Below are 22,073 nucleotides of genomic sequence, written 5' to 3'. Positions count from 1 at the left end.
TGCGGTGGTTTTCGAACAGCTACCGCACAGAGAGAGGCGGAACGGAAGCCGGCTCCGCAAGCCGCGCGACCGCCGCCTCGCGGCTCTAGGGGATCGATGACTGAGTATGGCCGGGGCCCGGGCTCCGAACCGTGGCATCCGGAGGACCCGTTGTACGGGGACGGCGGATGGGAAGGGCAGGAGGCCCACGTGGGTCATCAGCCTGCCTACGGCGGCCACCAGCAGCACCACTACCCGCAGCAGCCGCAGCAGGAGTACGGCGACTGGGGCGACGGACAGGCGCAACAGTACGACCCGCAGCAGTACCCGCACCAGCAGCAGTACGACCCGCAGCATCAGCAGCAGCAGTACGACCAGCAGTCGTACGACCCGCAGCATCAGCAGCAGTACGACCAGCAGCAGTACGCCCCCCAGGGGCAGCAGCCGCAGTACGCCCACCAGAACCAGCAGGGCGGTTACCCCGAGGGGTATCAGGAGGGCGGCTGGGACGGCACCGGCACCCACGCGCACGTCCCGTACGCCGCCGACCCCGGTGACCCCTACGGCCAGCAGGCCGCCGCGTACGGCGCCGAGCAGCCCGACTTCTACAACACCCCGGACGCGTATCCGCCGCCGGAGCCGCCCGCCCGGCGGCGTCCCGAGCCGGAACCCGAGCCGGAGCCGGAGTCGGAGCCCGACGGCGCGGCGAAGCCCGACTGGGATCCGGGTCCCGACCAGGGCGAGCACGCCTTCTTCGCGGGCGGCGGGGCCGATGACGACGAGGACGACGACGAGTCCGAGGGGCGCGGCGGACGGCGGGGCCGGGGCGGCAAGGGCGCCAAAGGCGGCAAGGGCGCGAAGAACAAGAAGAGCCGCAACGGATGCGCCTGTCTGGTCGTCGTACTGGTGTTCGGCGGAGGCCTCGCCGGCGTCGGCTATTTCGGCTACCACTTCTACCAGAATCGTTACAGCGCCGCCCCGGACTACACGGGCGACGGCACCGGCCAGAACGTCAGCGTCCAGGTGCCCAAGGGTTCGGGCGGCGCGGACATCGGCCGCCTGCTGAAGGACGCCGGGGTCGTGAAGAGCGTCGACGCCTTCGTGTCCGCGTGCACGAGCAATCCGCGGTGCGGGTCGATCCAGGCGAGCGCGTACATCCTCAAGAAAGAGATGTCCGCGAAAAGCGCCATGGAAATGATGCTCGACCCGAAGAGCCAGGCCAATGTGGTGGTCACTCCGGGCGAGCGGAACGTGGCGGTCTACAAGAAGATCGACTCGAAGCTCGGCCTTTCCTCCGGCACCACCAGAAAGGTCGCGGAAAAGCAGTACAAGACGCTCGGGCTGCCCGACTGGGCGAACGACAACGAGGACATCAAGGACCCGCTGGAAGGATTCCTCTTCCCGGCCACCTACCCCGCCGCCAAGGGCATGAAGCCGGAGTCGGTCCTGAAGGCGATGGTCGCCAACGCCAAAGAGGCGTACGGGAAATACGACCTCGAGGCCAAGGCCGAGGCGCTCAAGCTGGACAGTCCGCTACAGGTCATCACGGTCGCGAGCCTCGTCCAGGCCGAGGGCAAGACGCACGACGACTACCGCAAGATGGCGGAGGTCGTCTACAACCGTCTCAAGCCCACGAACGACCAGACGAACCAACTGCTCCAGTTCGACTCGACCTTCAACTACCTGAAGGGCGAGAGCAACATCAATATCAGCGAGTCCGAGATCAACAGCAACAAGGACCCGTACAACACCTACACCAACAAGGGCCTGCCGCCCGGCCCGATCGGCAATCCCGGTGACGACGCGCTGAAGGCCACGATGAATCCGACCAGCGACGGCTGGATCTACTTCGTGGCGACCGACGGCCAGAACAACACCGAATTCGCCAAGACCTACGCTGAATTCCAGAGGCTCAAGGACAAGTTCGATGCCAGCTCGGGCAACTGACGCCCGCCGGGCCGCCGTGCTCGGCAGCCCCATCGCCCACTCGCTCTCCCCGGCGCTGCACCGCGCCGCGTACGACGCACTGGGCCTGACGGACTGGACGTACGACCGCTTCGACGTCGACGAGGAGGCGCTGCCCGCCTTCGTCGAGGGGCTCGGGGCCGAGTGGGCCGGGCTGTCGCTGACCATGCCGCTGAAGCGGGCGGTCATCCCGCTGCTCGACGAGATCAGCGAGACGGCCGCCTCCGTCGAGGCGGTCAACACGCTCGTGTTCACCGAGGACGGCCGTCGCCTCGGCGACAACACCGACATCCCCGGCATGGTCGCCGCCCTGCGCGAGCGGGGCATCGAGCAGGTCGGCTCGGCCGCGATCCTCGGCGCCGGCGCGACCGCCTCCTCCGCGCTGGCCGCCCTCTCCCGGGTCTGCACCGGCGAGATCGTCGCCTATGTGCGCAGCCAGGCCCGCGCCGCCGAGATGCGGCAGTGGAGCGAGCGCCTCGACGTCGACGTCCGGATCGCCGAGTGGGCGGACGCCGCCGACGCCCTGCGCTTCCCGCTGGTCGTCGCCACCACCCCGGCCGGGGCCACGGACGCCCTCGCCGCCTCGGCGCCGGAGCGGCCCGCCACCCTCTTCGACGTGCTCTACGACCCCTGGCCCACCGAGCTGGCCGCCCGCTGGTCGATGTTCGGCGGCGCGGTGGTCAGCGGGCTGGACCTCCTCGTCCACCAGGCCGTGCTCCAGGTGGAGCAGATGACCGGCCGCGCCCCGGCGCCCGTGGAGGCCATGCGCAAGGCGGGCGAACACGCCCTCGCCGGCTCCTAGGAACCGCCGTCCCGTCCAGTCCCGTCCGCCGCCGCGTCCGCTGGGTGGACCGGCGGCCGGGTTCGACGCCCGGACGTGGGAGGATCAAAGGCGGCGGGCCAGGGCCGCGCACCCGGTCACGCCGACGACGTACGCGAGGACGCGCGTACGCAGGGCAGTACCAGAGCGCGAGCACTGAGGAGCATCGTTGAGCAGGCTGCGTTGGCTGACCGCGGGGGAGTCCCACGGTCCCGCACTTGTCGCGACGCTGGAGGGCCTTCCCGCCGGCGTGCCCATCACCACGGAGATGGTCGCCGACCATCTGGCGCGACGGCGGCTCGGCTATGGGCGCGGTGCGCGGATGAAGTTCGAACGCGACGAGGTCACCTTCCTCGGCGGCGTCCGGCACGGCCTGACCATGGGCTCCCCGGTCGCCGTGATGGTGGGCAACACGGAGTGGCCGAAGTGGGAGAAGGTCATGGCGGCCGACCCCGTCGACCCCGCGGAGCTGGCCGAGCTGGCCCGCAACGCGCCCCTGACCCGGCCCCGCCCCGGCCACGCCGACCTGGCCGGCATGCAGAAGTACGGCTTCGACGAGGCTCGGCCGATCCTGGAGCGCGCCTCGGCGCGTGAGACGGCGGCCCGGGTGGCGCTCGGCGCGGTCGCGCGGTCGTACCTGAAGGAGACGGCCGGCATCGAGATCGTCTCCCACGTCGTCGAGCTGGCCGCGGCCAAGGCGCCCTACGGCGTCTACCCGACCCCCGCCGACGTCGAGAGGCTCGACGCCGACCCGGTGCGCTGCCTGGACGCGGACGCCTCGAAGGCGATGGTCGCGGAGATCGACCAGGCCCACAAGGACGGCGACACCCTCGGCGGCGTCGTCGAGGTGCTGTCGTACGGCGTCCCGGTCGGGCTGGGCTCGCACGTGCACTGGGACCGCCGGCTGGACGCGCGGCTCGCCGCCGCGCTCATGGGCATCCAGGCGATCAAGGGCGTCGAGGTCGGCGACGGCTTCGACCTCGCGCGGGTGCCCGGCTCCAAGGCGCACGACGAGATCGTGGCCACGCCCGAGGGGATCCGTCGCTCGAGCGGTCGCTCCGGCGGCACCGAAGGCGGTCTGACCACGGGCGAGCTGCTGCGCGTACGCGCCGCGATGAAGCCCATCGCGACCGTGCCGCGCGCCCTGCAGACCGTCGACGTGGCCACGGGCGAGGCGACGCAGGCGCACCACCAGCGCTCCGACGTCTGCGCGGTCCCCGCGGCCGGCATCGTCGCCGAGGCCATGGTGGCGCTCGTGCTCGCGGACGCGGTGGCGGAGAAGTTCGGCGGCGACAGCGTGCCCGAGACCCGCCGCAACGTCCGCTCGTACCTCGACCACCTGCGCATCCGATGAGCGGGCCGCTGGTCGTCCTGGTCGGACCGATGGGCGTCGGCAAGTCCACCGTCGGACAGCTGCTGGCGCAGCGGCTCGGCGTCGGCTACCGGGACACCGACGACGACATCGTCGCCGAGCAGGGCCGCAGCATCGCGGAGATCTTCGTCGACGAGGGCGAGGAGACCTTCCGCGCCCTCGAGAAGCAGGCGGTGCACCGCGCGCTCGCCGCGCACGACGGCGTCCTCGCGCTCGGCGGCGGCTCGATCCTGGACGCGGACACCCGCGCCCTGCTGGCCGAGCAGCGTGTGGTCTACCTCGCCATGGACGTCGAGGAAGCCGTCAAGCGCACCGGCCTCAACGCGGCCCGCCCGCTGCTCGCGGTCAACCCGCGCAAGCAGTGGCGCGAACTGATGGAGGCCCGCCGCGGCCTCTACGAGGGCGTCGCCACCGCGGTCGTGGCGACGGACGGGCGGACACCCGAAGAGGTCACCCAGGCCGCACTGGACGCACTGGAGCTGAAGGACGCATGAGCGAGGCAGTGACAAGGATTCGGGTCGGCGGCAGCGCGGGCTCCGAGCCGTACGAGGTCCTGGTCGGCCGTCAGCTCCTCGGCGAACTGGGCGGACTGATCGGCCCCCAGACCAGGCGCGTCGCGGTCATCCACCCGGAAGCCCTCGCCGAGACCGGTGACGCGCTCCGCGCCGACCTGGCCGAGCAGGGCTTCGACGCGGTCGCCATCCAGGTGCCCAACGCGGAGGAGGCCAAGACCGCCGAGGTCGCCGCCTACTGCTGGAAGGCGCTCGGCCAGTCCGGGTTCACCCGGACCGACGTCGTGGTGGGCGTCGGCGGCGGTTCGACCACCGACCTCGCCGGGTTCGTGGCCGCGACCTGGCTGCGCGGGGTGCGCTGGATCGCCGTGCCGACCACCGTGCTCGCGATGGTCGACGCGGCCGTCGGCGGCAAGACCGGCATCAACACCGCCGAGGGCAAGAACCTCGTCGGCTCCTTCCACCCGCCGGCCGGCGTGCTGTGCGACCTGGCCGCGCTGGACTCCCTCCCGGTCAACGACTACGTCTCCGGGCTCGCCGAGATCATCAAGGCCGGCTTCATCGCCGACCCGGTGATCCTCGACCTCATCGAGTCCGACCCCGAGGCCGCCCGCACCCCGGCGGGCCCGCACACCGCCGAGCTCATCGAACGCTCCATCAGGGTCAAGGCGGACGTCGTGTCCTCCGACCTGAAGGAGTCGGGCCTGCGGGAGATCCTCAACTACGGCCACACCCTCGCGCACGCCATCGAGAAGAACGAGCGCTACAAGTGGCGGCACGGCGCGGCCGTCTCCGTGGGCATGCACTTCGCCGCCGAACTGGGCCGGCTCGCGGGCCGGTTGGACGACGCGACCGCCGACCGCCACCGCACGGTCCTGGAGTCGGTCGGGCTGCCGCTGCACTACCGCTACGACCAGTGGCCCAAGCTGGTGGAGAACATGAGGGTCGACAAGAAGTCCCGCGGCGACCTGCTGCGCTTCATCGTCCTGGACGGACTGGCCAAGCCGACCGTGCTGGAGGGCCCCGACCCGGCGGTTCTCCTCGCCGCGTACGGCGAGGTGGGGGAGTAGCACCGCAGGGCCCCCTTCTGCAGGACCGTCAGGTCCTCGTCTGTCTTCCTTTCTGTTTGCCTTTCCGTTTGTCTTTCCGTTTGTCTTTCGCCCGATTCGCTCTCGGTGACGGGCACTTCGCACCGCCCTCGGCCGTTCACCAAACGACGGCCGGGGGCGGTACCGTTCGGTAGCGAAGAGGGGGTATCCGCCCCCACGGCCAGCGCCCATTGCCTGTACGAGACGGAGTGGCACCGGATGCAGCACGCAGTGGGTTCTCCGCTGCCGCAGCCCCATCAGCCGGGCGGCGCCCCCCAGCACCAGCCGGGATATCTCGGAGCCCCGTCGGGCCCGGTCCCGCCCGCCCCGCAGCACGCCCCTGTCCCGCAGCACGCGCCCGTCCCGCAGGGCACCGACGTCACCGGGCATGTCCCGCTGCCCCCCGGCGGCCCCGTCGGCATGCCCAGCGTGCCGCCCGCCCCGACCGTCCCCGACCCGACGACCACGATTCTCGCGGTGCTGCTCATCGGCCCGGCGGGCGCCGGGAAGACCAGCGTCGCCAAGTTCTGGGCCGACCACCGCCGGGTGCCCACCGCCCATGTCAGCCTCGACGACGTCCGCGAGTGGGTCCGCTCGGGCTTCGCCGACCCCCAGTCCGGGTGGAACGACCACTCCGAGGCCCAGTACCGCCTCGCCCGCCGCACCTGCGGCTTCGCCGCCCGCAACTTCCTGGCCAACGGCATCTCCTGCATCCTCGACGACGCGATCTTCCCCGACCGCCCCGCCGTCGGCCTCGGCGGCTGGAAACGCCATGTGGGCCCCGGCCTCCTCCCCGTCGTCCTGCTGCCCGGCCTGGAAGTCGTCCTGGAGCGCAACGCCGCCCGCTCAGGCAACCGCCGCCTCGCCGACGAGGAGGTCGCCCGTATCCACGGCCGTATGGCCGGCTGGTACGGCTCGGGCCTCCCGATCATCGACAACTCCCAGCTCGACGTCCCGACGACGGCGAGGGTCCTGGACGACGTACTGGCGAGGGCGATCGCCAGCCCGCCGAAGTGGTAGAGCACTCGAAGCGGTAGAGCACCTCTTGAAGTGCCCTCAGGGGCAGCCTCCCCAGGGGCGCGAGGCTGTGTCGATGTGCGGCTCCGCCGCGCGGGTGCGACCAGTCCCCACCGGCCCAGACAGCCGAAGAGCAACTCCACTGGCCGTTCCCAACCGGCAGGATCCCGGCGCCGCTCATACGCTCGACCCATGTCAGAGGTCTACGCGGCCCGCCGCACCAGGCTGAGGGAACGCTGCAACGCCAGCGGCAGCGCCACCGCGCTGATCTCCCGCCCCGCCAACGTGAGATATCTCGCGGGGGCGGCCCCCCGGGGCGCCGCCCTGTTGCTCGGCAGGCACGAGGACCTCCTCGTCTGCTCGGGCCCGCTCGACGACCGCCCCGCCGAAGGGCGGCCGGACGACGCGCTGCGCGTGCACACGCTTTCCGGCGCGGGCGGCGATCCCGCCGTGGCCGCCGTGGGCCTGCTCGCCGCCGAGGGTGCCGACTCCCTCGCCGTCGAGGAGCACCACCTCACCGTCGCCCGCCACCGCGCCCTGCGCTCGGTCGCGCCCCGGCTGCGCCTCTCCGACCTGGGCGGCGCCGTCGAACAGCTGCGGGTGGTGAAGGACGAGGAGGAGATCTCCTGTCTGCGGATCGGCGCCGAGATCGCCGACCAGGCCCTGGGCGAGCTCCTGGAGTCCATCCTGGTCGGACGGACGGAACGGCATCTCGCCCTCGAACTGGAACGGCGGCTGGTCGACCACGGCGCCGACGGCCCCGCCTTCACCACCTCCGTCGCCGCCGGCCCGAACTCCGGCCGACGCGGGCACCGGCCCACCGACCGGAGGGTGGAGGAGGGAGATTTCCTCTCCGTCTGCCTGGGCGCGGCCTACCGCGGCTACCGCTGCGAGATCGGCCGCACCTTCGTGATCGGCACGTCCCCCGCGGACTGGCAGATCGAGCTCTACGACCTCGTCTTCGCCGCTCAGCGCGCCGGACGCGAATGCCTGGCGCCCGGCGCCGCCTACCGCGACGTGGACCGCGCCGCCCGCCAGGTGCTGGACTCGGCGGGGTACGCGGAGGGCCTTCCGGCGCTCACCGGACACGGTGTCGGACTCGAAATCGACGAGGACCCGCAGCTCGCTCCCGCAGCCATGGGTAAACTGGACGCTTGCGTGCCGGTCACCGTCGAACCCGGGGTCCACCTCCCGGGCCGGGGCGGCGTCCGGATCGATGACACGCTCGTCGTACGCCCCGAGGCGGACGGCGGACCCGAGCTACTCACCATCACGACCAAGGAGCTGCTCGCGCTGTAGGAGTGCGTGCGCCGGGGTCGTCCACGTCAGTCCAGGAGATTCCGCAACCGTGGCTTCCACGAACGACCTCAAGAACGGCCTGGTGCTCAAGCTCGACGGAGGCCAGCTCTGGTCCGTCGTCGAGTTCCAGCACGTAAAGCCCGGTAAGGGCCCGGCCTTCGTGCGCACCAAGCTGAAGAACGTGCTCTCCGGCAAGGTCGTCGACAAGACGTTCAACGCCGGTATCAAGGTCGAGACGGCCACTGTCGACAAGCGCGACATGCAGTTCTCCTACATGGACGGCGAGTACTTCGTCTTCATGGACATGGAGACCTACGACCAGCTCATGGTCGACCGCAAGGCCGTCGGCGACGCCGCCAACTTCCTGATCGAGGGCTTCACGGCCACCGTCGCGCAGCACGAGGGCGAGGTGCTCTTCGTCGAGCTGCCCGCCGCCGTGGAGCTCGTCGTCCAGGAGACCGAGCCGGGCCTGCAGGGCGACCGCTCCACCGGCGGCACCAAGCCCGCCACCCTGGAGACCGGTCACCAGATCAACGTCCCGCTCTTCATCACCACCGGTGAGAAGATCAAGGTCGACACCCGCACCAGCGACTACCTCGGCCGGGTGAACAGCTAACCGTGGCTGCTCGCAACACGGCCCGCAAGCGCGCCTTCCAGATTCTCTTCGAGGGCGACCAGCGTGGAGTCGACGTCCTGACGGTCCTCGCGGACTGGATCCGGCTCTCCCGGGCCGACACCCGGCAGCCGCCGGTGAGCGAGTACACGATGCAGCTGGTCGAGGGCTACGCGGTGCACGCGCAGCGCATCGACGAGCTGATCTCGCAGTACTCGGTCGGCTGGACGCTCGACCGCATGCCGGTCGTCGACCGCAACATCCTGCGTCTCGGCGCCTACGAGCTGATCTGGGCCGACGAGACCCCGGACGCCGTCGTCCTCGACGAGATGGTGCAGATCGCCAAGGAGTACTCCACGGACGAGTCCCCCTCGTTCGTCAACGGCCTCCTCGGCCGTCTGAAGGAACTCAAGCCGTCCCTGCGCCGCGACGAGGCGTGACCAGCCACTTTCCGGTGACATACGAGGGCCCGCGGACACCGTCCGCGGGCCCTCGGCGTCTACTCGGCCACGCCCTGGAACACGGCGTGCCCCACCTGTGCCGGCAGGTCGATCGTGTGCAGCCGCGAGGGCAGCTCCGCCCGGCTGCGCAGCAGCCTCAGCCTCTTCAGTGAGGCCGCCACGACGACCTCGGCCCGTACGGCGGAGCCGGTCGGCGCGCGCACCACGACCGCCAGCAGCACGTCCCCGGCGAGCGGGTGCCCCGGCGCGTCGCGCAGCAGCCACTCGGGATCACTGCTGCCGAGACCGTACGCGGTGATGTACCGCTCCTCCCGCGAGCCGCCGGCCGTGTACTCCACGGTCGGCTCCACGACGCCGAGGGGCACCGCCAGCGCGAACCGCAGGCTGCTCCCGCTCGCCGCGCTCGCCGTGTCCGGGGACAGCGCCAGCGTCACCGGCTGCCGCCCGCCGTTCGGGGCGGTGAGCCTGATGCCGACCCGGGCGTCCACGAAGGACGCGGAGTCGCCGTCGGGAGCGGGGCGGAAGGTGGTGACGAAGGCCACCACGAAGTAGTCGTCGCCGGACGGCAGCGGCGCCAGCAGGACCGGGTCGACCCCCAGCTCGGACAGCTGGTCCAGGGCCAGCCGGGTCACGAACGGCTCCGTGACGGTCAGCCGACGGGCGATGCGCTCCTCGGTGGTACGGCCCTGGAGCGTGGCGGGGACGACGAGGTCGACGTCGTGTCCCGGGAGGATCGGGAGGACGAGGGACGTCACGGGTTCCATCAGGCGTTCCCTTCTTCGGGGCGGCTCCAGCCGCCGTGGTAGGCGAAGGCGCCCCAGTCGCGGTACTGCGGGAACCGCTCGCGCGTGACGGTCTGGGCGTGGCGGAAGGCCCGCAGGGTGTCGTGGTGGCCGGCGAGATGCCGGTGCAGCTCGCCGAAGAAGTACGTGGCCGCCTCGGCCCGTACCGGCCACAGACAGCCCACCACCGCGCGGGCCCCGGCCAGCAGGAACGCGGCCGGCAGTCCCCGGGGATTGTCGGCGAGGTCGAACCTGCCGAGCCCCGACTCGCAGGCGCTGAGGGTGACCAGGTCCACCCCGCGCAGATCGGCTGCGAGCACGTCGTGACCGAACAGCCTCCCGTCCTTGCTCGCCTCCTGCCGCCCGGCCCTGCGGTTCTCACCTTCCGCGCTGTTCTCAGGGCCCTCACCGGCCTCGGGCGGGTTGAGGTAGAGACACTGGAACCAGGAGGCGTCCTGGCTGTGCGCCCCGTGCGCCGCCACATGGACGTAGCGGGCGCCCTGGGCCCGGGCCAGCAGGGACGCCGGGGTCGCGGCGGGCCCGACCAGCGCCGCCCCGCCGGCGAACTCCGCGACGGCCGTGGCGTGCTCGTCCAGCACCGGCTCCGGCTGAAGGCCCCACGGGGCGCCGCCCAGCGAAGCGCCCAGCGAGACGAGCCCCTCCCCGGCGCGGGGCCGATCCTCCTCGGGCCCGGTGACGCAGACCAGGCTGGGCACGGTGGTGACGGTCCAGTCGTCCGCCAGGGGCCGCCCGTCGAGGTGGAGCAACGGGAACGGCAGAAAGTGGAAGGGGCCGTGCGCCCAGAAGCACAGATGGCGCTTGCCCTCGTCGTACAGGCTCGTCAGGACGTCGGTCAGGCGGCCGAAGAGCCTTCCGCAGTCGAGCTCCTCCTCGGCCCCGCGCGCCACCGCACGGTGCAGCGGATCGGTGCGTACGACCGACCGGAGCGACGCCACCTCGTAGCCGAAGGGGTGCAGGGAATGCCGGTAGCCGTCCCTGCTCATCCGGATCACCGCGGCGGGCATGCCGCCGAACGGCAGGATGCGCTGGTCACGGACGCCTTCGCGAGTGATCGTCATCAGCTGGAGGGCGGCGGCGGGCTGCCCGTCGGGTCCGGCGGGCTCCATCCGGCTCGGCTGCTGCCCGATCCACAGTGAGACCAGCACGGTGTCGGCGGGCAGCGCCGCGACGACGTCGTCCAGGTCCGGACGGCCGGAGGACTCGTCCGTCGGTCCCAGTGCGTACAGCCGGCGGGAGAGCCCGCGGTCGAAGGAGCGACGCAGATTGCCGAGGAGCTCGTCCTCGGCGTTGCCGGGCGCATGCTCCTGGGGACCGGCGTAGCACAGCATCTCCAGGTCCTCGGCGAGGTCGTCGAGGCGTGGCGCCACGGCCTCGCCCAGTCGGCTCTCGAGCTCGTCGATGCGTTGCCGGAGGTCCACGAGGGGCTGGACGGGCGGCCGGGGTCCCGGGCGGGCCAGCGCGCGGGAGAAGTCGAGCGCCTTGGCGGCGCTCTGGAGCTGCAGCAGCGCGAAGGGCGACGACGGCCCCTCGCGCGTGTCCGCCCCGAGCCGCTGTGCGGCCGCGACGAGGGCGAACGCCGACTCCTCGTGCAGTCCCGCGTTCAGCCAGGGGGCGGCCCTCCTGCGGAGCAGGACGGCCGCGCGCAGGGTGTCGTCGGCGCTGCCCTCGACGGCGCACTCCACCATCAGCTCGGTCTGGCGCAGGCCCAGATCCGTCAGCCCGAGGATCGCGTAGTGGCGTGCGGCCGTGGCATGCCGGCCGATCGCCTCCCCGAGGTCGCCCGCCTGGCGGCACGCGGTGCCGGCGGCCGCGTGGGAGGTGGCGAGCAGGTGTCTGACGGCGGCGGTGACCTCCGGTCCCGCGTCGGGCAGGGGGTCGGGCAACAGGTCCGTCAGCGTGCAGGCGGCCTGAGCGCCGCCGAGCCCGGCGAGGTGAGCGGCCAGGTGCAGAGCGGCGGCCGTGTCGGGCCGCGGGGCGGCGACCAGCGCGGACAGCGCCAGCTGGAGCTCGCCTGCTCCGGCCTCCGCGCCGGGGCAGGCGGTGGTGTCGCCGGGCAGCACATGGACGTGGCTGTGCCACAGCTCGCGGAGCTGCTCGGGACTCTCCGCGTCGGGCAGCTGCGCGTACACGGCGGCCACGAGCTCCCGCAGCAGGTCCCGTTCTCCGGTCTCGCGCAGCAGGCACAGCGCCTGCTCCGCCACCGCCCAGGTCTCCCGCTCGCCCCGCGTGCGCACCAGCTCGGCCAGCGGTACGGGCAGCAGCTCCCCGAGGGTGGCAGGCGGCCGTTCGCCGTCGTAGTGGGCGAGGATGCGGCGCAGCCGGATCGCGTTCACCGGGTCGAGCGCCGGGTCGATGGAGCGTGCGGCGGCCCTGCTGTTCGCCAGCCAGGCATCCATCGTCCAGCCCTCGGCGTCGGGGTTGTTCATCAGGATGGACAGCGCCTCGTTCACCGCGTGCCGGCAGCGGGCGCGCAGATGGCCCCGGCTCAGCCCCACCGCCCCGTACAGGTAGGGCAGCGCCTCCAAGGCGGCGTCCACCGGGTGGGGCAGGGCGTCGAGGGCGTCCGGGTCGAGGGACTCCGTGCCGAGGGAGTCGGTGTCCGCGGCCGCGCCGTCGCCGGAGCCGCCGGTGAAGAAGCGGCCGCGCAGCAGACCGCGTACCTGCCGTTCCCGGAGGAGGCCCGTGCCGTCGAGCGGGGAGCGTCCGATGTGCGGGTGGACCCGGAGGATGCCGGCCGCGTACATGGTTTCGGCCAGTTCGTCGAGGTTCGCCTCCCGGCGGAGCGTGTCGATCTGCTCGTCGGCGACGGCGCAGGCCAGGCGCAGACGGTCGCCGCTCGGCCGGTCGATCAGATCGAGGCGGGCCGCTTCTACCAGGAGATCGGCCGCGTGCCACCAGGGGGAGGCGGTGCCGCGCCCCCACCGGGCGTCCGCCGCCGCCAGCATCAGCCGTGCTATCAGATGGCCGGTGGACGGGATGCCCTCCCGGACGTGCCGGTAGCCGAAGCCCACCAGCGAACGCGCCGCGCCCTCGGTCAGCGCCCACCGCGGCGACCGCACCTGGCGCTCGGCGGCCTCCTCGCCCATGTGTTCGGCATGGATGTCCCGTACAAGGCGGACGACGGCGTCGAACGCCTCGTCGTCCTGGTCACGCACTGCCATGACGGCCCCCCGTCCCGTGATCGGCGCAGCTGGGAAGATCGTGGCACAGGCGGCCGCGTCGGGACGAGGGGGTGTGCGAGGAGCGTGCGAGGAGTGTGAGAGGAGGAGGGGATGTGCGAGCACGCCGGCGGCGGCCGGACAGCGCGAAGGGCGGAGCCGATCGGCTCCGCCCTTAGGCTGTGACGTTTCTGCGAGGCGGGCTCGCCTGCTCAGCTCTCCTCGTGGGAGACCGCGCGACGCGCGTCCGCGTCCAGCACGCCCCAGCTGATCAGCTGCTCGGTCAGGACCGAGGGCGACTGGTCGTAGATGACGGCGAGGGTGCGCAGGTCGTCCTGGCGGATCGACAGCACCTTGCCGTTGTAGTCGCCGCGCTGCGACTGGATCGTGGCCGCGTACCGCTGCAGCGGGCCCGCCTTCTCGACCGGCACATGGGCCAGTCGCTCCAGGTCCAGGACCAGCTTCGGCGGCGGCTCGGCGGCGCCGCCCGGGGTGGTGCCCGGCAGCAGTTCCTGCACGGGAACGCCGTAGAAATCCGCCAGCTCGGCAAGGCGCTGCACGGTCACGGCGCGGTCGCCGCGCTCGTACGAACCGACCACGACCGCCTTCCAGCGTCCCTGGGACTTCTCCTCGACACCGTGGAGGGAAAGGCCCTGCTGGGTGCGGATCGCCCGGAGCTTGGCCCCGAGTTGTTTGGCGTATTCGCTGGACATATAGCTCCCCGGCACTGGGTCGACGCGGCTGGGCCGCGTGCTGGTAACTCACTGTGAGGTTACGCAGCGTGATTCTTCTGCGTCAAGCCGAATGGTCCACACCGACTCTTCCGTGGTACCGATGGCCGATTAGGCCAGGGGGGTGATCGGGGGTGCTCCCCGGCCTGCTACCGTGGATGGCGCAAATCCGACGTCCTTTAAGGTCCGTCCCGTGAGGCGGAGAAGGAGGTCCGTTTCTTATGGACACAGAGCACGACAAGCAGCAGTACGAGTCCGATGCGCGGCCCGTTCTCGAAGGCCCCGACATCGCGCGGGTGCTGACCCGCATCGCCCACGAGATCGTCGAGCGCGCCAAGGGCGCCGACGACGTGGTGCTCCTCGGCATCCCGACCCGAGGCGTCTTCCTCGCCCAGCGGCTCGCCGCCAAGCTGGAGCAGATCACCGACGGGAAGATCCCGGTCGGCTCCCTCGACATCACCATGTACCGCGACGACCTGCGCATGCATCCACCGCGCGCGCTGGCCCGCACCGAGATCCCCGGTGACGGCCTCGACGGCAAGCTGGTCGTCCTCGTCGACGACGTGCTCTTCTCCGGCCGCACCATCCGCGCCGCCCTCGACGCCCTGAACGACCTCGGGCGGCCGCGCGCGGTCCAGCTCGCGGTCCTGGTCGACCGCGGCCACCGGGAACTGCCCATCCGCGCCGACTACGTCGGCAAGAACCTCCCCACGTCGTTGCGGGAGACGGTCAAGGTCCTGCTCGCCGAGGAGGACGGTCGCGACACCGTGCTGCTCGGTGTGAAGCAGACCGCCCCGGGCGCACAGCAGTAGCACGCGTGCGTGCGGCCTCTGCGCCGCGCGTCCCTTCGCCGTGCCCCTGACTGCCCGGAATCTCCCGCATTCTTCTCTGCCTCACGGACTTACGGAGCCTGACAGATGCAGCGTCATCTCATCTCGGCCGCCGACCTCACCCGCGACGACGCCGTGCTGATCCTCGACACCGCGGAGGAGATGGCCCGCGTCGCCGACCGGCCCATCAAGAAGCTGCCGACCCTGCGCGGCCGCACGATCGTCAACCTCTTCTTCGAGGACTCCACCCGGACCCGGATCTCCTTCGAGGCCGCTGAGAAGCGGCTGTCCGCGGACGTCATCAACTTCTCCGCCAAGGGGTCCTCGGTCTCCAAGGGCGAGTCCCTCAAGGACACCGCGCAGACGCTGGAGGCGATGGGCGTCGACGCCGTCGTCATCCGCCACGGCGCCTCCGGCGCGCCGTACCGGCTGGCCACCTCCGACTGGATCGACGCCGTCGTCATCAACGCGGGCGACGGCACCCACCAGCACCCCACCCAGGCCCTCCTGGACGCCTTCACCATGCGCCGCCGCCTCATCGGCCGGGACGCCGGGATCGGCCAGGACCTCTCCGGCCGGCGCATCACCATCGTCGGCGACGTCCTGCACAGCCGGGTCGCCCGCTCCAACGTCGACCTGCTGCACACCCTCGGCGCCCAGGTCACCCTGGTCGCTCCGCCCACCCTGGTGCCGGTCGGCATCGAGTCCTGGCCCTGCGAGGTGTCGTACGACCTCGACAGCACGCTTCCCAAGTCCGACGCCGTGATGATGCTGCGGGTGCAGCGCGAGCGGATGAACGCCGCGTTCTTCCCGACCGAGCGCGAGTACTCGCGGCGCTACGGCCTCGACGGCGACCGGATGGCGCGGATGCCCGAGCACGCCATCGTGATGCACCCCGGCCCGATGGTCCGCGGCATGGAGATCACCGCCGAGGTCGCCGACTCCGACCGCTGCACCGTCGTCGAGCAGGTCGCCAACGGCGTGTCCATCCGGATGGCCGTGCTGTACCTGCTCCTGGGCGGCAACGAACCCGCCGTCAGCCACGCCCGCACCACCGAGGAGAAGTAAGAACATGAGCAAGATCCTGATCCGTGGTGCGAAGGTGCTCGGCGGTGAGCCGCAGGACGTGCTGATCGACGGCACGGTCATCGAGGCGGTCGGCACGGGCCTCTCGGACGAGGGCGCCGAGGTCGTCGAGGCCGCCGGCAAGGTGCTGCTGCCGGGGCTCGTCGACCTGCACACCCATCTGCGCGAGCCGGGCCGCGAGGACTCCGAGACGGTTCTGACGGGTACCCGCGCGGCCGCCTCCGGCGGGTACACGGCCGTCTTCGCCATGGCCAACACCTTCCCCGTGGCCGACACCGCCGGCGTCGTCGAGCAGGTCTACCGGCTCGGCCGGGAGCACGGCTACTGCGACGTGCAGCCCATCGGCGCCGTCACCGTCGGCCTGGAGGGCCGCAAGCTCGCCGAGCTGGGCGCCATGCACGAGTCGGCCGCCGGGGTCACCGTCTTCTCCGACGACGGCAAGTGCGTCGACGACGCCGTGATCATGCGCCGGGCGCTGGAGTACGTGAAGGCCTTCGGCGGGGTCGTCGCCCAGCACGCGCAGGAGCCGCGGCTGACCGAGGGCGCCCAGATGAACGAGGGCGTCGTCTCCGCCGAGCTGGGGCTCGGGGGCTGGCCCGCGGTCGCCGAAGAATCGATCATCGCCCGAGATGTCCTGCTCGCCGAGCACGTCGGCTCCCGCGTCCACATCTGCCACCTCTCCACCGCCGGGTCCGTCGAGATCGTCCGCTGGGCCAAGTCCCGCGGCATCGACGTCACCGCCGAGGTCACCCCGCACCACCTGCTCCTCACCGACGAGCTGGTGCGCAGCTACAACCCGGTCTACAAGGTGAACCCGCCGCTGCGCACCGAGCGGGACGTGCTCGCCCTGCGCGAGGCGCTCGCCGACGGCACGATCGACATCGTCGCCACCGACCACGCCCCGCACCCGCACGAGGACAAGGACTGCGAGTGGGCCGCGGCCGCCATGGGCATGGTCGGCCTGGAGACCGCGTTGTCAGTGGTCCAGGAGACGATGGTGGAGACGGGCCTGCTGGACTGGGCCGGGGTCGCCGACCGCATGTCCTTCAAGCCCGCCGGGATCGGGCGGGCGAAGGGGCACGGTCGCCCCGTCTCGGCAGGTGAGCCCGCCAACCTCACGCTCGTCGACACGGAATACCGTGGGTCCGTGGACCCCGCGGGCTTCGCCTCGCGCAGCCGGAACACCCCGTACGAGGGGCGTGAGCTGCCGGGCCGTGTGACGCACACCTGGCTCCGGGGCAAGGCCACGCTCGTCGACGGGAAGCTCACGTGACATCTGCTGCACTTCTGCTCGCGGCCGAGAAGGAATCGGCCCAAGTGACCGACTGGGCCGCCCGGGTCGGCTGGGTGGTCGGGCTCGGCCTGTTCGTCGCGCTCGTCTACTGGCTGATGCGCGAGGGCTGGAAGTGGCGCGGCACGCTCCAGGGCGACCTCCCCGAGCTGCCCAGCGCGCCGGACGACCTCGGCCCGGCCAGACTGAGCATGAGCGGCCGCTACCACGGCTCCACCACCGCCGGTCAGTGGCTCGACCGCATCGTGGCGCACGGCCTGGGCGCCCGCAGCCGGGTCGAGCTCACCCTGACGGACGCGGGCCTGGACGTCGTCCGCCCCGGCGCGACCGACTTCTTCATCCCCGTCGGCGCGCTGCGCGAGGCGCTGCTCGGCAAGGGCATCGCCGGCAAGGTCCTCACCGAGGGCGGGCTGCTCGTGGTGACCTGGGCGCACGGCGACAAGCTGATCGACTCCGGGTTCCGCTCGGACACGGCGGCCGAGCACACCGAGTGGGTCGACGCCATCAACTCCATGATCAAGAACAACACTACGGAAGGCGCACGATGACGACCTCCACCAGGGGAGCCGCCAAAACTCCCGCCGTACTCGTCCTGGAGGACGGCCGGATCTTCCGCGGCCGGGCCTTCGGGGCCGTGGGGGAGACCTTCGGCGAAGCGGTGTTCTCCACCGGCATGACCGGCTACCAGGAGACCCTCACCGACCCGTCGTACGACCGACAGATCGTCGTTGCGACCGCCCCGCAGATCGGCAACACCGGCTGGAACGACGAGGACGACGAGTCGAGCCGCATCTGGGTGTCCGGTTACGTCGTGCGCGACCCCGCGCGCGTGCCCTCCAACTGGCGCTCCAAGCGCTCCCTGGACGACGAGCTGGTCGAGCAGGGCGTCGTCGGGATCTCCGGCATCGACACGCGCGCGCTGACCCGCCATCTGCGCGAGCGCGGCTCCATGCGCGCCGGCGTCTTCTCCGGCGAGGCGATCGCCGCCGACGCCGAGCTCCTCGCGCGCGTGCAGGCCCAGCCGCACATGAAGGGCGCGAGCCTCTACGAAGAGGTCGCCACCAAGGAGGCGTACGTCGTCCCGGCGGTCGGCGAGAAGAGGTTCACCGTCGCCGCCGTCGACCTCGGCATCAAGGGCATGACCCCGCACCGCATGGCCGAGCGGGGCATCGAGGTGCACGTGCTGCCCGCGACCGCGACCGAGGAGGACGTGTACGCCGTCTCCCCGGACGGAGTCTTCTTCTCCAACGGACCCGGCGACCCGGCCACGGCCGACGGTCCCGTCGCCCTGATGACGGCCGTCCTCCGGCGCAGGACGCCGCTCTTCGGCATCTGCTTCGGCAACCAGATCCTCGGCCGCGCCCTCGGCTTCGGCACCTACAAGCTGAAGTACGGCCACCGGGGCATCAACCAGCCGGTCCAGGACCGTACGACCGGCAAGGTCGAGGTCACCGCGCACAACCACGGCTTCGCCGTGGACGCGCCACTCGACCAGATCAGCGACACGGAGTTCGGCCGCGTCGAGGTCTCGCACGTCTGCCTCAACGACAACGTAGTGGAGGGGCTGCAGCTGCTCGACCAGCCGGCCTTCTCCGTCCAGTACCACCCCGAAGCGGCAGCGGGCCCGCACGACGCCGCCTACCTGTTCGACCGCTTCACGTCTTTGATGGACACAGTCCTGATGGAGGGCCAGCGTGCCTAAGCGCACCGATATCCAGTCCGTCCTGGTCATCGGCTCCGGCCCGATCGTCATCGGCCAGGCCGCCGAGTTCGACTACTCCGGCACCCAGGCGTGCCGCATCCTGCGCGCCGAGGGCCTCAGGGTCATCCTGGTCAACTCCAACCCCGCGACGATCATGACCGACCCGGAGATCGCCGACGCCACCTACGTCGAGCCGATCACCCCCGAGTTCGTCGAGAAGATCATCGCCAAGGAGCGTCCCGACACCCTGCTGCCCACCCTGGGCGGCCAGACGGCGCTCAACACCGCGATCTCGCTGGCCGAGAACGGCGTCCTGGAGAAGTACGGCGTCGAGCTGATCGGCGCCAACGTGGAGGCCATCAACAAGGGCGAGGACCGCGACCTCTTCAAGGGGGTCGTGGAAGCCGTCCGCGCGAAGATCGGGCACGGCGAGTCCGCCCGCTCGGTCATCTGCCACACCATGGACGAGGTCGTCGCAGGCGTCGACGAGCTCGGCGGCTACCCGGTCGTCGTCCGCCCGTCCTTCACCATGGGAGGCGCCGGCTCCGGCTTCGCCCACGACGAGGAGGAACTGCGCCGCATCGCCGGCCAGGGCCTCACCCTCTCGCCGACCACCGAGGTGCTCCTGGAGGAGTCCATCCTCGGCTGGAAGGAGTACGAGCTGGAGCTGATGCGCGACAAGCACGACAACGTCGTGGTGGTCTGCTCCATCGAGAACTTCGACCCCATGGGCGTGCACACCGGCGACTCGATCACGGTCGCGCCCGCGATGACGCTGACCGACCGCGAGTACCAGATCCTGCGCGACATCGGCATCGCCGTGATCCGCGAGGTCGGCGTGGACACCGGCGGCTGCAACATCCAGTTCGCGGTGAACCCCGAGGACGGCCGCGTCATCGTCATCGAGATGAACCCGCGGGTGTCGCGTTCCTCGGCGCTGGCCTCCAAGGCGACCGGCTTCCCGATCGCGAAGATCGCGGCCAAGCTCGCCGTCGGCTACACCCTCGACGAGATCCCCAACGACATCACGAAGGAGACCCCGGCCTCCTTCGAGCCGACCCTCGACTATGTGGTCGTCAAGGCCCCACGGTTCGCCTTCGAGAAGTTCCCGAGCGCCGACTCGACCCTCACGACCACCATGAAGTCGGTCGGCGAGGCCATGGCCATCGGCCGCAACTTCACCGAGGCCTTCCAGAAGGCGCTGCGCTCGCTGGAGAAGAAGGGCAGCCAGTTCACGTTCGTCGGCGACCCCGGCGACAAGGACGCCCTTTTGACGGAGGCGGTCCGCCCCACCGACGGCCGCATCAACACCGTCATGCAGGCCATCCGCGCGGGCGCCACGCCCGAGGAGGTCTTCGAGTTCACGAAGATCGACCCCTGGTTCGTCGACCAGCTCTTCCTCATCAAGGAGACCGCCGACGAACTGGCCGCCGCCGAGCGCCTGGACGTGGACCTGCTCGCCGAGGCCAAGCGGCACGGCTTCTCCGACCAGCAGATCGCCGAGATCCGCGGGCTGCGCGAGGACGTCGTGCGCGAGGTGCGGCACGCGCTGGGCATCCGCCCGGTCTACAAGACGGTCGACACCTGCGCCGCCGAGTTCGCCGCGAAGACGCCGTACTTCTACTCCTCCTACGACGAGGAGACCGAGGTCGCGCCGCGCGAGAAGCCGGCCGTCATCATCCTGGGCTCCGGCCCGAACCGCATCGGCCAGGGCATCGAGTTCGACTACTCCTGCGTCCACGCCTCCTTCGCGCTGAGCGACGCGGGCTACGAGACCGTGATGGTCAACTGCAACCCCGAGACCGTCTCCACGGACTACGACACCTCCGACCGCCTGTACTTCGAGCCGCTGACCCTCGAGGACGTGCTGGAGATCGTCCACGCGGAGTCGCTGGCCGGCCCGATCGCCGGTGTGATCGTCCAGCTCGGCGGCCAGACCCCGCTGGGCCTGGCGCAGGCGCTGAAGGACAACGGGGTGCCGATCGTGGGCACGCCCCCCGAGGCGATCCACGCGGCCGAGGACCGGGGCGCCTTCGGACGCGTCCTGGCCGAGGCCGGCCTCCCGGCCCCCAAGCACGGCACGGCCACCACCTTCGCCGAGGCCAAGGCCATCGCCGACGAGATCGGCTACCCGGTCCTCGTCCGGCCCTCGTACGTCCTCGGCGGCCGCGGCATGGAGATCGTCTACGACGAGACCCGCCTGTCCTCCTACATCGCCGAGTCGACCGAGATCAGCCCCACCCGGCCGGTCCTCGTCGACCGCTTCCTCGACGACGCCATCGAGATCGACGTCGACGCGCTCTACGACGGCCAGGAGCTCTACCTCGGCGGCGTCATGGAGCACATCGAGGAGGCCGGCATCCACTCCGGCGACTCGGCGTGCGCCCTGCCCCCGATCACGCTCGGCGGCTTCGACATCAAGCGCCTGCGCGCCTCCACGGAGGCCATCGCCAAGGGCGTCGGCGTCCGCGGCCTGATCAACATCCAGTTCGCGATGGCCGGCGACATCCTCTACGTCCTGGAGGCCAACCCGCGCGCGTCCCGTACGGTCCCCTTCACCTCGAAGGCGACCGCGGTGCCGCTGGCGAAGGCCGCCGCCCGGATCTCGCTGGGCGCGACCGTCGCAGAGCTGCGCGCCGAGGGCCTGCTCCCGGCGACCGGCGACGGCGGCGAGCTGCCGCTGGACGCGCCGATCTCCGTCAAGGAGGCCGTGATGCCGTGGACCCGCTTCCGGGACACCTCGGGCCGCGGCGTCGACACCGTCCTCGGCCCGGAGATGCGCTCCACCGGCGAGGTCATGGGCATCGACTCCGTCTTCGGCACGGCGTACGCCAAGTCGCAGGCGGGCGCGTACGGGCCGCTGCCCACCAAGGGCCGCGCCTTCATCTCGGTCGCCAACCGGGACAAGCGCTCGATGATCTTCCCGGCGCGCGAGCTGGTCGCCCACGGCTTCGAGCTGCTCGCCACCTCCGGCACCGCCGAGGTCCTCAGGCGCAACGGCCTCAACGCGACGGTCGTGCGCAAGCAGTCCGAGGGCACCGGCCCGAACGGCGAGAGGACCATCGTCCAGCTCATCCACGACGGCGAGGTCGACCTCATCGTCAACACCCCCTACGGCACCGGCGGCCGCCTCGACGGCTACGAGATCCGTACGGCCGCCGTGGCCCGGTCCGTGCCGTGCCTGACGACGGTCCAGGCGCTCGCCGCCGCCGTCCAGGGCATCGACGCGCTCAACCACGGCGACGTGGGCGTCCGCTCGCTCCAGGAACACGCGCAGCACCTGACGGCGGCCCGCGACTAGCAGCCATGAAGAGAGAGGGGGGCATCGGAAACGGTGTCCCCCTCT

Annotated in this window: 18 protein-coding genes; 15 read left to right on the top strand and 3 right to left on the bottom strand. The window is 71.3% G+C overall.

Annotation, left to right across the window (positions count from 1 at the left end):
* Positions 1-96: 96 nt before the first annotated feature.
* The 9 genes from mltG (at position 97) to nusB (ending at position 9,105) form a co-directional block, all read left to right on the top strand.
* Positions 97-1,926, top strand: a complete 1,830-nt coding sequence (mltG, locus tag OG562_RS06495) for an endolytic transglycosylase MltG (RefSeq protein ID WP_266394702.1) — start codon at positions 97-99, stop codon at positions 1,924-1,926.
* Positions 1,907-2,746, top strand: a complete 840-nt coding sequence (locus OG562_RS06490) for a shikimate dehydrogenase (RefSeq protein ID WP_266394700.1) — start codon at positions 1,907-1,909, stop codon at positions 2,744-2,746. The genes mltG and OG562_RS06490 overlap by 20 nt, the downstream gene beginning before the upstream one ends.
* A 187-nt stretch (positions 2,747-2,933) precedes the next feature.
* Positions 2,934-4,118, top strand: coding sequence for a chorismate synthase (gene aroC, locus OG562_RS06485; protein WP_266394698.1), 1,185 nt, complete (start codon positions 2,934-2,936; stop codon positions 4,116-4,118).
* Positions 4,115-4,630: a shikimate kinase gene (locus tag OG562_RS06480; RefSeq protein WP_266394697.1), complete on the top strand. Its 516-nt coding sequence runs from the start codon at positions 4,115-4,117 to the stop codon at positions 4,628-4,630. The genes aroC and OG562_RS06480 overlap by 4 nt, the downstream gene beginning before the upstream one ends.
* Entirely contained in the window at positions 4,627-5,718 is a 1,092-nt protein-coding gene (gene aroB, locus OG562_RS06475; RefSeq protein WP_266394695.1) for a 3-dehydroquinate synthase, read from the top strand. Before OG562_RS06480 ends, aroB begins: the two co-directional genes overlap by 4 nt.
* Positions 5,719-5,955: 237 nt before the next feature.
* Positions 5,956-6,756: a Pro-rich N-terminal domain-containing protein gene (locus OG562_RS06470; protein WP_266394693.1), complete on the top strand. Its 801-nt coding sequence runs from the start codon at positions 5,956-5,958 to the stop codon at positions 6,754-6,756.
* A 189-nt stretch (positions 6,757-6,945) separates the two neighbouring features.
* Positions 6,946-8,052 carry an aminopeptidase P family protein gene (locus OG562_RS06465; RefSeq protein WP_266394692.1) on the top strand — a complete coding sequence of 369 codons (1,107 nt, stop codon included), beginning with the start codon at positions 6,946-6,948 and terminating at the stop codon, positions 8,050-8,052.
* Positions 8,053-8,101: 49 nt separating this feature from the next.
* Positions 8,102-8,668: an elongation factor P gene (efp, locus tag OG562_RS06460; protein ID WP_266394691.1), complete on the top strand. Its 567-nt coding sequence runs from the start codon at positions 8,102-8,104 to the stop codon at positions 8,666-8,668.
* A gap of 2 nt (positions 8,669-8,670) precedes the next feature.
* Positions 8,671-9,105, top strand: coding sequence for a transcription antitermination factor NusB (gene nusB / locus OG562_RS06455; protein WP_266394689.1), 435 nt, complete (start codon positions 8,671-8,673; stop codon positions 9,103-9,105).
* A gap of 59 nt (positions 9,106-9,164) precedes the next feature.
* Here nusB and OG562_RS06450 read toward each other — a convergent pair whose 3' ends face one another.
* The 3 genes from OG562_RS06450 to bldD all read right to left on the bottom strand — a co-directional run bounded on the left by OG562_RS06450 (position 9,165) and on the right by bldD (position 13,800).
* Positions 9,165-9,890, bottom strand: coding sequence for a hypothetical protein (locus tag OG562_RS06450; RefSeq protein WP_266394687.1), 726 nt, complete (start codon positions 9,888-9,890; stop codon positions 9,165-9,167).
* Positions 9,890-13,090, bottom strand: a complete 3,201-nt coding sequence (locus OG562_RS06445; protein WP_266394685.1) for a CHAT domain-containing protein — start codon at positions 13,088-13,090, stop codon at positions 9,890-9,892. The genes OG562_RS06450 and OG562_RS06445 overlap by 1 nt, the downstream gene beginning before the upstream one ends.
* 209 nt (positions 13,091-13,299) lie before the next feature.
* On the bottom strand, positions 13,300-13,800 hold the full coding sequence (gene bldD / locus OG562_RS06440; RefSeq protein ID WP_009313753.1) for a transcriptional regulator BldD: 501 nt from the start codon (positions 13,798-13,800) through the stop codon (positions 13,300-13,302).
* A 239-nt stretch (positions 13,801-14,039) separates the two neighbouring features.
* Between bldD and pyrR the strand changes: the two genes are divergently transcribed.
* From pyrR to carB, 6 genes are all read left to right on the top strand, one after another.
* The gene (gene pyrR / locus OG562_RS06435; protein WP_266394682.1) at positions 14,040-14,630 is read left to right on the top strand and encodes a bifunctional pyr operon transcriptional regulator/uracil phosphoribosyltransferase PyrR; all 591 of its coding nucleotides are present in this window, start codon (positions 14,040-14,042) and stop codon (positions 14,628-14,630) included.
* Between the two features lie 105 nt (positions 14,631-14,735).
* Positions 14,736-15,716: an aspartate carbamoyltransferase catalytic subunit gene (locus OG562_RS06430; RefSeq protein ID WP_266394680.1), complete on the top strand. Its 981-nt coding sequence runs from the start codon at positions 14,736-14,738 to the stop codon at positions 15,714-15,716.
* Between the two features lie 4 nt (positions 15,717-15,720).
* On the top strand, positions 15,721-17,007 hold the full coding sequence (locus OG562_RS06425; RefSeq protein ID WP_266394679.1) for a dihydroorotase: 1,287 nt from the start codon (positions 15,721-15,723) through the stop codon (positions 17,005-17,007).
* On the top strand, positions 17,004-17,573 hold the full coding sequence (locus OG562_RS06420; protein WP_266394677.1) for a hypothetical protein: 570 nt from the start codon (positions 17,004-17,006) through the stop codon (positions 17,571-17,573). Before OG562_RS06425 ends, OG562_RS06420 begins: the two co-directional genes overlap by 4 nt.
* Positions 17,570-18,727, top strand: a complete 1,158-nt coding sequence (carA, locus tag OG562_RS06415; RefSeq protein WP_266394676.1) for a glutamine-hydrolyzing carbamoyl-phosphate synthase small subunit — start codon at positions 17,570-17,572, stop codon at positions 18,725-18,727. The genes OG562_RS06420 and carA overlap by 4 nt, the downstream gene beginning before the upstream one ends.
* Positions 18,720-22,028 (top strand): carbamoyl-phosphate synthase large subunit, encoded by a 3,309-nt coding sequence (gene carB / locus OG562_RS06410; RefSeq protein WP_266394674.1) that lies wholly within the window; start codon positions 18,720-18,722, stop codon positions 22,026-22,028. The genes carA and carB overlap by 8 nt, the downstream gene beginning before the upstream one ends.
* The last annotated feature ends 45 nt before the right edge of the window (positions 22,029-22,073 follow it).

It is taken from the genome of Streptomyces sp. NBC_01275 (assembly GCF_026340655.1).
Lineage (GTDB): Bacteria > Actinomycetota > Actinomycetes > Streptomycetales > Streptomycetaceae > Streptomyces.
Note: the sequence above shows the minus strand (reverse complement) of the source record. Positions and strands in the feature narration are given on the sequence as shown.